Here is a 12,656-nt window from a genome sequence, read left to right on the forward strand (position 1 = left end):
AATCAGAAGTCGCATCCGATCGTCATCCACGACATTGAGCACATGAACCGCGGCCAGAACTGGGAGATCACGGCTAAGTCCGCAGACTTCGTCAGGCAAGACAGTTCCACTGCCGACTTTCCCATCACGGTTCCTGCAAAAGGAGACGCGACGCTGACCTACACCGTTCACTATTCCTGGTAATTTCTCCAGGTAGCTTCGCGGCTGCGTGAAGGCAGTGTCCTCAGGAAATTGAGCCTGTCCCGGCTACAATCATGCCAGCATGATTGCCCACCTGCGCGGACGCCTCTTCTCGAAGACACCCAATCAAGCCATCGTCGAATGCGGCGGCGTCGGCTACGATGTCACGATCAGCGTGGCTACGTTTTCTGCGCTGCCCGCCGAAGGCGCCGAAGCTTCACTGCATATCCATACGCACGTGCGCGAAGATCAGCTTGCGTTGTTCGGCTTTGCGGAGGCGCAGGAGAAGCGGCTGTTTGAGAAGCTGCTGACGATCTCGGGCATCGGACCGAAGCTGGCCATCACAGTGCTGAGCGGCATCAGCGCGGACCGGCTGGTCGCCGCCATCCGCTCGGGCGACCACGGCACGCTGACCCGCATTCCGGGCATCGGAAAAAAGACCGCCGAGCGCGTTGTGCTGGAGCTGAAGGACAAGCTGGACGACTTCGGCGCGGCTGCTCCGGCAACGGCGGGCGCGCACCACAGCCCCGCGGGCGACGATGCGCTTTCGGCGCTGGTCAATCTTGGCTATCCACGGCCAGTGGCGCAGAAGGCCATCGAGACCGCCATTGCGCGCAGCCCGGAGGCTGCCGATGACTTCGAGACGCTCTTCCGCGCGGCGATGGCTGCGATTCGCTGAGGAGCAGCTCTCTTAGCGAATGAGCGGAATGTAGGCAGGCACGCTCTGCCGGTAGGCATCGAACTGGCCGCCGAAGTGCGAGGCGAGGAGATGGTCTTCGGTGCGCACGCGAATTTCTGTGCCAATCAAAAAGAGCACAGTCGCCAGAAGCAGAAGTACGGTGGGCGTCAAGACAACTCCCGTGCCGAGAAAGACAGCGAGCATCGACGCATAGATGGGGTGGCGAATGACCGCGTAGGGGCCGGTGCGGATCAGCTCATGGTCGTCGCCGACAGCCGCGACGAAGCGCAGTTGTTTGCCGAGAGCTTTGGTGGCCGTCCATGAGAGCAGTGCCGCCAGCGCCATCAGGACTGCTGAAAGCGTGACGCGCCACAGCGTCGGATGCATGAGCCAGAAGCGTCCCTGCCAGAGCAGCACATAGGCCACCACCTGCAGCAGCAACCCCCAGCGCGAGCGGCGGTCACGCGTCCGGGTTTCGCTCATGTTCCACTTGCGGAAGAACGGAACAAACCAGAGCAGCCATCCCACAGCGAGGATGACGTAGACATAGACGGGCATGGTTTCTATTGTAGGCCGCGTGTTCTAAAACAGCGGCCGCTTCGGCCTGGGCGCAAGCGGCGTGTTGAGCAGAGCGACCATCGGCGCGGCTGCTTTGAAGCGTTCGACGATCTCCTTGATGAGGGTCGGCTCGAGCGCGGTCTCCGCCGGAAGGTGCGCGGCGACGCCCCATTGGCGGCAGACGAGCAGATCCATCGCAGGGTCGTCGGGAGCGAATCCCTTCGGAGGGCGTGTGAGCTTACGGCCGTCGAACTCCTGCATGAGCGAGCGCAGTTTTTTTCCGGCGAGTATTTTGCGCATCTCGGCGTGGTGCGTGACCAGGTGGCGGCGGATGGCGAGCAACTGCTCGCGCTCGGGCATATAAACTCCCGCGGCGACGACGACCTCGTCGGGGCTGATGTGGAAGTAGTAGCCGCCGCCGGAGGTCTTCTCCAAACCCGCGCGCGCCCACCATGCGGCCACGTTCGTCTTGTAGGGACGCTTGTCTTTGCTGAAGCGAATGTCGCGGTAGATGCGCATCATCGCCTTCTGCGGCGGCTGCACGTTCTCGGGCGCGAACTTCAGCATCGCCTCGTTGATCTCAGTGACCAGCATCTGCATGGGCGCTTTCAATTCGCGTTCGTAGGTTTCCTTGCGCGCCTGGAACCACTCGCGATCGTTGTTGCGCTTGAGCCCGCGCAGAAACTTCAGCGCGGCGGCGGAAAAATAAGTAGCCATACCAAATCCTAACTCCGTGAGGCGCTGGCCTTTGCGCATTTTTCGCATCGACGCGGAAACTCATGTATGCTCGCTGCGAGGTCATCCACTTTATGGATCCGATGAATGCTGTGCTGCTGGTTGTTCTCTTCTGCTTCCTGGTTGCTGCACTCGTTACCATTCTCAAGACCCTCTTTACCGTCCGCACCTACACGGCGGGAGTCGTCGAGCGATGGGGCAAGTTCAACCGCATCGTCCGTCCTGGCCTCCACGTTCTCATCCCTTATGCCGAGCGGGTCTTCTTCGTGGACCTCCAGGTCAAGCAGGCGCAGTTTCAGGTCGAGACCAAGACCCACGACAACGTCTTTGTCCAGATTCCAGTCTCGGTGCAATATCAGGTGCTCGATGACAAGATCTACGATGCCTTCTACAAGCTGAGCGTTCCGCAGAAGCAGATTGAGTCGTTCGTCTTTAATTCCATCCTCGGCCACGTGCCCAAGCTCTCGCTCGACGAGACGTTCGAGCAGCAGTCGGGCATCTCGGTCGCGGTCAAGACCGAACTCGACAGCATCATGTCCGGCTTCGGCTACAACATCCTGACGGCGCTTGTCACCGACATCATTCCTGACGTGAAGGTCAAGACCGCGATGAACGACATCAACGCGGCGCAGCGTGCGCAGGTGGCCGCCCAGGCGCGCGGCGAGGCGGACAAAATTCTAAAGGTCAAGCAGGCCGAGGCTGAAGCGCAGTCCAAGGCGCTGCAAGGGCAGGGCATCGCCGCTGAGCGTCAGGCCATCATCGATGGGCTGCGCGGCTCGATTGAGAACTTCCGCGAGTCTGTCCCAGGCTCCACCGCCGAGGACGTGATGGCGCTCGTGCTGCTGACCCAGTACTTCGACACGCTGCGCGACGTAGGCACACGCGGCGGCTCGAACACCATCTTCCTGCCCAACAACCCGGGCGCGGCCAACGATTTTATGACCCAGATTCTCGCTGGCCTCAGAGGCAGCATGACGCATGCCTCCGCGCCGCCGCCTCCGACTCAGTAGTCATAGATGCTGAAAGAAGTGTGCTGGCTTAAGATGGTTTCCGGGCGGTAAAGCTGGGTGCGTAGTCCGCACCTGAATGGAAGCCACGGCCGTTCCGACGTGCAGAGACCAATGACAATCGAAGACACGATCGTGGCCATCTCGACGCCGCCGGGCCGGGGCGGCATCGGCATTGTGCGGCTCTCCGGGCCTGGGGCGCGCGCGATTGCCGAGCCGATGCTGCGGCTGCGGCATCCGCTTGCTCCTGCGCAGGCGCGCTTTGCTGAGGTTTTGGACACGGCCAGCGGCGATGTGCTCGACGAGGCTGTCGTCACGTGGTTTGAGGCACCGCACTCGTACACCTCCGAGGACATCGTGGAGATCGCAGCGCATGGTTCGCCCGTGTTGCTGGACTATCTGCTACGCGAGGCCGTTGCGCGAGGCGCGAGGCTGGCAGAGCCGGGAGAGTTTACGCAGCGGGCGTTTCTTTCCGGCAGGCTTGATCTGACACAAGCAGAGGCAGTGCGCGACCTCATCGACTCTTCAACGCTGCACCAGGCTCGCGTGGCCGCGCGGCAGCTCGGCGGCTCGCTTGCGCGGACGATTGCCCCCGTCAAAGAAAATCTGATTGCGCTTGTGGCCGTACTCGAAGCCGGAATCGACTTCGCCGAAGACGACATCGACGTAACGCCTGCCAAGGAAATCATTGCGCGGATTGAGTTGCTGGAAGCGCCGCTGCGTGTGCTTGAGAGCACCTTCGGCTACGGTCGCATTGTGCGCGACGGCCTTTCGCTGGCTATCGTTGGGCGGCCTAACGCGGGCAAATCGTCGCTGTTCAATCGGCTGGTGGAGCGCGACCGCGCGATTGTCACAGCAACTCCAGGCACCACGCGCGATCTGGTGACGGAACGTGTCTCGCTGGACGGCATTCCGGTCGAGCTGATCGACACGGCTGGGCTGCGCCATGCCACCGATGAAGCTGAATCCATCGGCATCGCCAAGTCGCGCGAGGCGATGGCCGAGGCGGACATCGTGCTACTGGTGCTCGATGCGACGCAGCCACTCCACGGCGAAGATGAAGCGACGCTTGACGCGCACGCCGAGCGTCCTATGCTGGTGGCCGTCAACAAGCACGACCTTTCTGCGAGCTCACCGCTGGCTGGCCATGCGCGCGCGATGTGTCCCGTGGTTGAGACCTCGGCGCTCACCGGTGAGGGCATCGCTGAGCTGCGCGCGGCGATGCTCTCGTTGATGACGGCAACGGCTCCGGCTGCGGAGAGCACGCTCATCACCAATCTGCGGCAGCAGCAGGCGGTTTCAGCCGCGCTTCAGTCGCTCGCACAGGCGAGGCAGGCTGTTGAGGCAGACACGCCGCATGAAATGGTTCTGCTCGACCTTTACGAGTCGCTGCGCGCGCTCGACTTGCTGACCGGCCAGACGACCACCGACGACATCCTGAACCTGATCTTCAGCACCTTCTGCATCGGAAAGTGATGCGCGAAATTACTGGATGGCAGGCGGAGGATAGTAGGGCAGCTTCTCCTGCTCCACCGTAGCGCGCTTGATGCCGACGTCGTCGAACAGCAGGCTGGGCGCGATGGTGGTGGTGGGAATGGGCCCAAGCGTCTGGTCCACATAGGGGTCGCTGCCCGCCGCGACGATGTCGGAGCGCAGGCTGCGCGTGTCCAGCTCGTCGAAGGCCGCGCCGCGTACAAGCTGGCGCGTGCCATCCTGATGCACCAGATAGAGCAGACGCGGAACGAACGGGCCGCCGAGCGTCTCGACATAATAGACATCGTGCCCCTGGTCTTTGGCCATCGAGAGCAGGCGCTTGTTGAGCGCGTCCTTTGTAAGCGGCTGGCTGGACTTCACGATCATCACACTGCTGCTGGCGTGTGCGGCCTGCGCAAGAGCCGCGCGTCCGTGGCCGTTTGAGATGGGAAAGTCGCGGATAGGCTCGCGTCCGGTGAGAAAGTTTTCGAGCACCCCGTTGACCACGACGTTGACGGACTGCGCCGGAACGCCCTGGTCGTCGATGGTGTATGCGCCCAGCAGCGAGCGGCCTGCGAACTTCGCCTCCAGCGGATCGTCGGTCACGCTCAAAAAGTCAGGCAGCACACGCGATTTGTAGCTGGCGGCATATTCTCCGTTGGTCCTGGCGGAGGTTCCCATGGCGGGCCGGGTGGCCAGAACGTTGGGCATGAACAGATGGCTGAAGAGGCCGGTCGCGGCATCTCCGCTGAACAGGACGGGGCCGTGATAGTCATCGGCTGAGACGAGCGGCGCTTTGCGCAGCTCCTCCAGACTCTTCAGGTCGTCGATGACGCGGGTGCGAAACGCGGGCCAGCTTTCGAGGTCCTTCGCATCGACGCCGACCGTCTCGTTGTCGCGGCTCACGCGCATTCCGTCGGGAGCCTGTCCGCCTACGCTGATGGCCCCGCTGTAGCCGGTGTAGCCCTGGCGCAGCACGGTGCCTTCGGTGTTGACGAGGTAGCGATTGACGGCGACGGCGCGAATGCTCGATGTGGAATACTGCACGTCGGTTGCGAAGCTACGCACGCTGGGTTCGGTCGCATAGAGCCCGCTGGCGGTGATGATGCGCCGCTTCCAGTCGTTGCGGTCGAGATCCAGCGCGACGAGCGGCGCGATGTGGACGACGGGCTTTTCTTCGGCGAAGTCGTGCTCGGGGCGGGTGGATTGATATTGCTTGAGCGCGGCCTCTTTGGCGGCGTAGGCGCGCAGTGCGTTCTTGTAGGCAGTGTCGGTGGCAATCCACAGCGCATAGCGAAGCGCGGTGGGATCGTTGTCCGCCGGGCCGAGCGCAAGCGATCCGTCGCCGCGGCCGCTGCTGTCGTGCGCATAATCGCCCACGCGCACGGTGACGTGCAGAATGCGCTGGTGGCCTGCCTCTTCGCGGGCGAGCGCGCCATAGTTGGCGACGGCCTCGTACGTGGTGAAGTCGTCCATCCTGTATTCGATGAAGTAGGGCGCCTGCATGCCCGGCAGCACCAGCGCGGCTTTTTCGCGCTGAAGCTCGGCCTGCATGGCCTTCATCAGCGGGTCAGTGTTTGGCGGCTTCTGGGCGAAGGCCACGGGCACAACCGCGAGCGTGGCCATCAGCGCCGATGCGGAAAGCGATCTCGGACGGGCCAGCGATGCGAGGGACTTCAGGAGACGAATCAGACAGGTCATTGGCCACCCTTTCCGGTTGCGGCTGCGTCGTTGACTGGAGGCGGAGGCAGGATGGGCGGACGCGCAGTTCCTTGTGCCTGTTTTTGCGTTTCGATCTCGCTGACGAGCATGGCCGGGGCGACGGCGCTGACGGGGATGCTGCCCGACTCCGCGCCGCAGATGCCGTTGAAGACTTCCTCGTGATCGCTGGTCGCCATGATGCGAAGCAGCGCGGCCTGCGGTGTGCCGACAATGCTGACGCCGCGCACCAGCTCGTCCGGGCGGCCATCGACATACACGCGATAGACCACCAGCGGAATCACCTGGAAGGCCTGCGGCGAGCTGCGCGTGGTGACGGCGAAGCCCGAGGAGATGTCCTCGAAGTAGAGTCCGTAGGCCTTGCCCTGCTTCTTCGCTTCGGCTTTGAGCATGTCGCGCAGATCCGCGTCTGAGACCGTCTTGGACGAGGTGACGATCAGGTTGCCCTGGCGACCGGTGGGCATGTGTCCGGTCTCGGCGCGGCCGTGGCCGTTGCTCTGGGAAAAGCTGGCGATGGGCAGGCGCGACATCAGGAAGTTGTCGAGCACGCCGTCCTTGATGAGTTCGACACGCTCGGCGGGACGACCTTCGTCGTCGTAGTCGTAGTGGCCGCTGAGCGAGGTGCCGTCGAAGGTGGCGAGCGTGGGGTCGTCGGCAACGCTGATGAAGGTGGGCAGGATCTGTTTGCCGACCATCTTGGTGAAGGTCTGGCCTTCCTCGTCGCCGCGCTGGCGCTGGCCTTCGAGCCGGTGGCCGAGCACCTCGTGGAAGAAGACGGCGGCGGCGCGCCCGCTGAGGATGGCCGGGCCGTTGAAGGGCTCCGTGACCGGGGCGGCGCGCAGGGCGGCGAGACTTTTGGCCAGCGCCTCAGTCTTCTCGATGAGCGCCTTCTGGTCAGGCAGGTGTGCGGCGTCGGCAGCCTCGAAGGTCTCGTCGCGGAACAGGTCCATGCCATCGGCGGCGCGGGTGCGGGCCACAACGATGAGCCGCGCCACGCGACTGGGCGTGGACACCTTCGAGCCTTCAGACGAGACGTAGTAGTCGGTCTCGGAGCTGGCCTGGAAGGCGACCGTGTTGAAGAAGACATCCGGGTAGTGCTTGAAAATGCCGGAGATCTCACGCAGGCGCGCTTCCCAGGCGGGGCGATCCACGTCGAGCGGCGCGGCCGGCGGCAGCAGACCTGTCACCGGCTTCTCGGTGGAGAAGTCGGGCGAGGTGTCTTCCTCTTTGGCGCGGACCTGCTGGTCCGTTTTGACTTGCAGGTAGCTGTCGAGCGCGCGGCCATAGCCGCGATTGGTGGCAAACCACAGGCTGCTTGCCAACGCCTGCGGGTCGTCGGTGAGCGGCAGCGGGACGGTGGTCAGGGCGCTGTTGCGGCGCGTGCCGTGCGTGTTGTCTTCGGCGGGCGTTCCGATGCGCACCTGTACGTCGGCGAAGCGGCGGTGGCTCTCGTTCGAGCTGGTGATCGCGCCGAACTCGGCCGCGATGCCGATGCTGTCGGCGTCGGAGACATCGTAGCTGAGGAAGTAGGGCCGCGGCTGCGCTGCGCCCGGGGCCGTGCTGCCGAGCGACGTCATGGCGCGGTGTAGCTCCGCTTCCATGGTGTCGATGAGTACGGTGCTCGACGATGCTGCGGGCTTGGGTGGGGCAGCAACGGACTGAACCGGCGCGGCCTCCATCAGAAACACAAGGCTGGCAAGGGTGAGGCTGGAGGCAATGGCGCGTCTATTGATTAGCATGAAGGACCGCTTCGTATACAAGATTCGACTGTTGGAGTGTATCGGAAGTTTCCGGCTTCAGGCGCGGGAGGCGAATCTTTCTTCCAACCTTTCTTCAAACGGTTCTTCAAAGACTGACTTCGAGGTTGCGTGATGGACGCTTCGGGCCGGATGATCGTTGCACGGCAGTTGATTCCTTGCGGGAGTGTTGCTTGATGCGGTTCCGGTCTCTTGTATTGTTGCTTGTTGTGCTGGCGGCGAGCTTTGCTGTGCCCGTCAGCCGCGCCCAGTCGCCGGCCCAGACGAATGCTCAACAGGCATCGCAGGCTCAGACGCCCGAGAAGCCGGCCTACTCGCTGCCGCCCGAGAAACTGAAGCAGGCGATTGCGTACTCGCGCATCCGCGTCGTGCTGGACTTTGCGGAGAGCGGGTGGGGCATCGTGATGCTGGTCCTGCTGCTGGCGCTGGGCATTGCACGGTGGATGCAGGACGTGGCCGTCGGAGCCAGCGGGAACCGGTGGGTGCAGGGCTTTCTGTTTACCTTCCTCTTTTTGTTCATCACAACCCTGCTGATGCTTCCGCTCGACATGTACGGACATCACGAGTCCGTCCGGTTCGGGCAGTCGGTTCAGGGTTGGGGAAGCTGGTTCGGGGACCAGGCAAAGAGCTTCGGGTTGACGTTTGTGCTGGGCGGGCTGTTTGTGATGCTGCTCTTCTGGGTCATCGGCAGGTCGCCGCGGCGGTGGTGGTTCTGGTTCTGGATACCGGCGATGGCGGCAGCGGTCTTTGGCGTATTCATCTCGCCAATGGTCATTGACCCGATGTTCAACAAATTCGAGCCGCTGGAGAAGACGAACCCTGCGCTGGTCGAGCGGCTGGAGCAGGTCGTCCAGCGGGGCGGCATCTCCATTCCTCCTGACCGGATGTTTCTGATGAAGGCCAGCGAGAAGGTGACGGGGCTGAACGCTTACGTGACGGGCTTCGGTCCCTCGAAGCGGGTCGTCGTATGGGACACATCGGTCCAGAAGGCCACGCCGGACGAGATCCTGTTCATCTTCGGGCACGAGATGGGGCACTATGTGCTGGGTCACATCCGCTCGACCGTCGAGTTCATCGGCCTGCTGTTGCTGATTGAGTTCTACCTGGGCTACCGGGGTATCGGGTGGCTCATTCGGCGGTATGGCGGACGGTGGCGCGTGGAATCACAGAACGACTGGGCGATGCTGGTGGCGCTGATGCTGGTCTTCTCGGTGCTCTCGTTCATCAGCGAGCCGATCGTCAACGGCTACAGCCGAGCGCACGAGCACGCTGCCGATGTCTACGGACAGGAGGCGATTCATGGGATTGTGGCTGATCCGCAGACGACCGCGCAGCAGGCCTTTCAGTTGCTCGGCGAAGCTTCGCTGACCGATCCGAATCCGAACAGGTTCGTTGAGTTCTGGACGTTCAGCCACCCTTCGGTCGCCAGCCGGGCTGCTTTTGCGGCGGCGTACAATCCATGGGTGCCGGGCGGACATCCAAAGTACTTCAAACGCTGATGCAGATAAGGTCGAATACTTCTATGTCTCACGATTGTTTGTTCTGCAAAATTGCCGAAGGTACGATTCCTGCCAACCGCGTCTGGGAAGACGAGCTTTCGATTGCCTTCCCGGACATCAACCCGCAGGCCCCGACGCACCTGCTCATCATTCCGAAGCAGCATATTGCGTCGCTGGCTATGGCGGACCCGGAGCACAAACCGCTGGTCGGGCACCTGATGGCGGTGGCGACTGAGATTGCTCGCGCGCAAAAGCTGGATCACGGGTTCAGGGTGGTCATCAATACGGGCGACCATGGGGGGCAGACGGTGCATCATCTGCACCTGCACCTGCTGGGCGGCAGGGCGATGAACTGGCCCCCGGGGTAGGTACCCCCTCCCCTACTTAAGTACTCAAAGTCCTTCGAACAAAGGACTTAGGTTCGGACTACCCTGTCCAGATGGTTGGGCTTTGTCCATTCCAAACGGTCGCAAAAGCGTGACGGATGGGCACCCGGACATTAAGTGGCCGAGTGTGCCCTTACTTCCATTTTAATGGATGGAGAGAAACTGGGCCGCCAATTCAGCTTGGGGAGTTTCTCCTTTATTTTATTGATTGTATGTGATTTTTGTGGCCATTGGGGGCTTGACGAGGACACCAGCCGTCAAGGAATGCGGGGATCTCTCCACTTTGGCGGCAAAAGCGCCGCCTCCGGTCGAGATGACGTGGTGTTCTTCCGGTGAGTCGGTGCCCAGTTACTGGTTGTAGTTGGTCTCGTCTTCTTCCTCGAAACCATAGCGGCGGAGGAGGTTGGGCAGGTTCTGGGAGAAGGCGGCGCGGGGCATGACGGTGTCGCAGCCTGCCTCGACTGCCTTGGCCTTGAGATCTCCCTGAATGTGCTGGAGGAAGCCGATGATAGAGGTGCCGCGCTTGAGCTTGGCCTTGAGCTTGGGGATCAGGGTGAGGGGCTTGGCGCTGACGTTGTTGAGGTCGAAGACGATCAGGCCAGGACGGTCTTCCTCTTCGTGACCGAGCAGCTCGGCAATGGCGTCCTTTTCGTTCTTGATGAAGGCTACCTTGACACCGAGTTTGCGCGCTGTCTCCTGAATCTTGGCGGTGAAGAAGAGGTCTTCGATGAAGAAGAAGATTTTGGTGGGGGCGTTTTCGGGAATGGGAATAGCCTTGCCCTGGGAGTAGTCGATGGGCTGGGAATCGCTGACGTAGGTGCGTCCGGAGCCGTTCGAGCGTGGCTGGTAGTTGCCCGTGTCCATGGTGGAGGGAGGGGCGTCGGCGAAGTTGCCGTTGACGGCGCGGTAGCTGTGGTCCATGGGGCCGACAAAGCTGCGCGGGCCGCGCTGCTGCTTGCCGCCTCCGCCCTTGTTGCGCTTGTAGCCGCCGGCGATGTTGCCGGGCTGGTGCGTGTCGGGGCCGCGGAAGCCACCGTTGCCGCCGCCCTCGCCCGAACGCTGGCGGTCGCGGTCGCGGAACTTCTTCTTCCAGCGTTTGCCGCCGGAGTTCTGCTGGCCCTGTTGCTGCGGCTGGGCGGCGGCCTGTATCTGGACGGGCTGGCCGGAGGACGACTCGGCCGCCTGCTGCGACTGGCCTGGCTGCTGGGCATCGATGGTCTTGTTCTTGCGCTTGCGGCGGCGGCGGCGGCTGCTCTTGGACTGGCCCATGCCGTGTGGGGCGGGCTGTCCGGAAAACTGGATGTTGCCGTCCTGCTGGTCGGCCGAGACGTTCGAATCCTGGCGCGGCTGCACCTCGGATACATTCTGATCTGAAGTCATGCTTCCACTTCCTGTTACTTTGCCCGAAGGCAATTAGCGATTTGCTCCCACGCGTACAGTTCTGCCGCAACCCGGAAAGACTACGGGGCGCGAACCAAACCGGTATTTCAGCGTCGGAGGAAACGGTCTCAAGTTTTACTCGAACAGACGTCTTCTGCTGCTAGTGGCTGTGCCCCGCCGGAACCCGGCTACGCAGCCCGGAACGCCAGACAGCGGCGTATCCTTCACCCTCACCTGCTTACGACAGAGTCCCGATGTATCAGGTCCACTGCAATCCTGTGCGCCGCCCCACATCTACAGCCATAGCCTGTTGATGGAGGCCGCACAGGGATCGGCACCCACAGCCGGTCCACATGGCAAGATTTAGGGTACGCGCAAAGGGTGGGATTGGCAAGGGGACTTTGGAGGGAGGAGTTGAGCAGGTTGGCATCCTGGGGCTATAGGGAAGTGCGGAATCAGGATGAAATGTTGGCTGGCCAAGGGTATTCTTTCTCATCCCTGGCGATGAGACTGCCGGGGATGGAGCACCCGCGCTGCAGGGCGGCATGGAGGAATACGGGGATCTCTCCACTGCGGCGGCAAAAACGCCGCCTTCGGTCGAGATGACGTGTGTTTGGTGGTGACGTTGGACCTCCTTAGGGAAGGTCTGATTAAGTCCGCGAAGATTCCCTCAGGGGCTAAAGAGGGTGCTGAAAAAGTATCTCGCCGGGAAGAAAGCGTACCTCAGCGGCTAAAGCCGCGTTGATTTTGCAGCGTTAGCGGCACGGCTGAAGCCGTGCCCTTAAGCAAAACTGACTTTTCAGCACCCTCTAAAGCCCCTTGCATTGAGGGACGTGATGGCGTGGCTGAAGCCACGCCCCTTCAAAGCGAAGACTTTCAGAGGTTTTTAAACAATAAAGGAAGGCCGCTTCCAGTGAAGCGGCCTTCCTCTTGTAATGGCCATCACTGGCCTCCTGAAAGGCTTCCGGTAAGGGAAGCTAACCTCAAGGCTGGCGGCCGCACCTTCTCATGGGGGTGAAGCTACGCTCAAGCCGAGGAATTACAACTGCGCGATTCCAGATGCTCTCCAGAAGGCAGGGATGCCGAATGAGAGAGCAATTTTGGGGCCAAACACCTCTTCCTTGTCCTGCGTCACTTACACGGAAGTGGCAGGACGGCTTCGCCAGAAAATTGAAAACGGCGGATACACGGGTTCCAGATTTTGGGAGATTGCGGTGTGAAAGTGCGGTTTGACCGTGTTGTAGGCCGGTCCTATAATCTGATGTGTTCCGGCAGCCCTCTGG

General features: G+C 62.0%; 10 protein-coding genes and 1 pseudogene. 6 read left to right on the forward strand and 5 right to left on the reverse strand.

All coding sequences use genetic code 11. From position 1 onward, the window contains the following. Together VFU66_RS04985 and ruvA are read left to right on the forward strand one after the other, a co-directional pair. Positions 1-183: pseudogene (locus VFU66_RS04985) on the forward strand (DUF4139 domain-containing protein); the annotation flags it as partial. A 79-nt stretch (positions 184-262) separates the two neighbouring features. After that, positions 263-859: a Holliday junction branch migration protein RuvA gene (gene ruvA / locus VFU66_RS04990; RefSeq protein ID WP_326445136.1), complete on the forward strand. Its 597-nt coding sequence runs from the start codon at positions 263-265 to the stop codon at positions 857-859. A gap of 12 nt (positions 860-871) precedes the next feature. Here the strand turns inward: ruvA and VFU66_RS04995 are convergent, their stop codons facing one another. Continuing rightward, positions 872-1,417: a methyltransferase family protein gene (locus VFU66_RS04995; RefSeq protein WP_326445137.1), complete on the reverse strand. Its 546-nt coding sequence runs from the start codon at positions 1,415-1,417 to the stop codon at positions 872-874. Positions 1,418-1,441: 24 nt separating this feature from the next. After that, the gene (locus VFU66_RS05000; RefSeq protein ID WP_326445138.1) at positions 1,442-2,134 is read right to left on the reverse strand and encodes a DUF2461 domain-containing protein; all 693 of its coding nucleotides are present in this window, start codon (positions 2,132-2,134) and stop codon (positions 1,442-1,444) included. A 62-nt stretch (positions 2,135-2,196) separates the two neighbouring features. Here VFU66_RS05000 and VFU66_RS05005 point away from each other — a divergent pair, with 62 nt between their 5' ends. Both VFU66_RS05005 and mnmE read left to right on the forward strand, forming a co-directional pair. After that, the gene (locus VFU66_RS05005; RefSeq protein ID WP_326445139.1) at positions 2,197-3,162 is read left to right on the forward strand and encodes an SPFH domain-containing protein; all 966 of its coding nucleotides are present in this window, start codon (positions 2,197-2,199) and stop codon (positions 3,160-3,162) included. A gap of 111 nt (positions 3,163-3,273) precedes the next feature. Beyond that, positions 3,274-4,635 carry a tRNA uridine-5-carboxymethylaminomethyl(34) synthesis GTPase MnmE gene (gene mnmE, locus VFU66_RS05010; RefSeq protein ID WP_326445140.1) on the forward strand — a complete coding sequence of 454 codons (1,362 nt, stop codon included), beginning with the start codon at positions 3,274-3,276 and terminating at the stop codon, positions 4,633-4,635. 9 nt (positions 4,636-4,644) lie between these two features. Here the strand turns inward: mnmE and VFU66_RS05015 are convergent, their stop codons facing one another. Together VFU66_RS05015 and VFU66_RS05020 are read right to left on the reverse strand one after the other, a co-directional pair. Further along, on the reverse strand, positions 4,645-6,333 hold the full coding sequence (locus VFU66_RS05015; protein ID WP_326445141.1) for a metallopeptidase TldD-related protein: 1,689 nt from the start codon (positions 6,331-6,333) through the stop codon (positions 4,645-4,647). Then, the gene (locus tag VFU66_RS05020; protein ID WP_326445142.1) at positions 6,330-8,090 is read right to left on the reverse strand and encodes a TldD/PmbA family protein; all 1,761 of its coding nucleotides are present in this window, start codon (positions 8,088-8,090) and stop codon (positions 6,330-6,332) included. The genes VFU66_RS05015 and VFU66_RS05020 overlap by 4 nt, the downstream gene beginning before the upstream one ends. A 194-nt stretch (positions 8,091-8,284) precedes the next feature. Here VFU66_RS05020 and VFU66_RS05025 point away from each other — a divergent pair, with 194 nt between their 5' ends. Continuing rightward, positions 8,285-9,607: a M48 family metallopeptidase gene (locus VFU66_RS05025; protein WP_326445143.1), complete on the forward strand. Its 1,323-nt coding sequence runs from the start codon at positions 8,285-8,287 to the stop codon at positions 9,605-9,607. A gap of 23 nt (positions 9,608-9,630) precedes the next feature. Further along, on the forward strand, positions 9,631-9,975 hold the full coding sequence (locus VFU66_RS05030) for a histidine triad nucleotide-binding protein (RefSeq protein ID WP_326445144.1): 345 nt from the start codon (positions 9,631-9,633) through the stop codon (positions 9,973-9,975). 366 nt (positions 9,976-10,341) lie between these two features. Here VFU66_RS05030 and VFU66_RS05035 read toward each other — a convergent pair whose 3' ends face one another. Next, positions 10,342-11,373, reverse strand: coding sequence for a response regulator (locus VFU66_RS05035; protein WP_326445145.1), 1,032 nt, complete (start codon positions 11,371-11,373; stop codon positions 10,342-10,344). Between the last annotated feature and the right edge of the window lie 1,283 nt (positions 11,374-12,656).

Origin of the sequence: Edaphobacter sp. (assembly GCF_035763405.1) — a bacterium.
In the GTDB taxonomy this organism is placed as follows: Bacteria; Acidobacteriota; Terriglobia; order Terriglobales; family Acidobacteriaceae; genus Edaphobacter.